Source organism: Methylobacterium sp. E-046 (assembly GCF_022829625.1).
Classification (GTDB): Bacteria; Pseudomonadota; Alphaproteobacteria; order Rhizobiales; family Beijerinckiaceae; genus Methylobacterium; species Methylobacterium longum.
In genome coordinates this window covers 1-352 of the sequence record NZ_JAKSYP010000200.1, presented here as the reverse complement: position 1 = coordinate 352, position 352 = coordinate 1, and the positions used below count along the sequence as shown (strand labels likewise).

Here is a 352-nt window from a genome sequence, read left to right as displayed (position 1 = left end):
ACGGTAGCCGCGCAGGCTGTGATCGCCCTGGTGGCAGCCGGGAGCGTGGGCAGGCAGGATTGCCGACCGTCGGTCGAGAACATGGCTGCCGTCGCAGGCGTGGGCCGCTCGACCGTGAAGAATGGCATCCGCGAGGCCAGCCAGCTCGGCCTGCTGACCGTCGGGGAGCGCGAGATCACCGGCTTCCGCAACGACCCGAACGTGCTCCGCCTCATCAGCCAGGAGTGGCTGGCCTGGATCCAGCTGGCACGGAAAGGGGGTAGCGACCTGCGACCCCCTGCACAAAGTGAGGGCCATCGCGGCTCCGCTTCTCAAGTGGGAGGGGTCAAAACCGTAACCAGCACGCCTACTG

At 67.6% G+C, this 352-nt stretch carries 1 pseudogene; it reads left to right on the top strand.

The annotated features are described in order from the left end of the window. Window positions 1-81 precede the first annotated feature (81 nt). Window positions 82-352 (top strand): annotated as a pseudogene (locus tag MKK82_RS34450) (helix-turn-helix domain-containing protein); the annotation flags it as partial.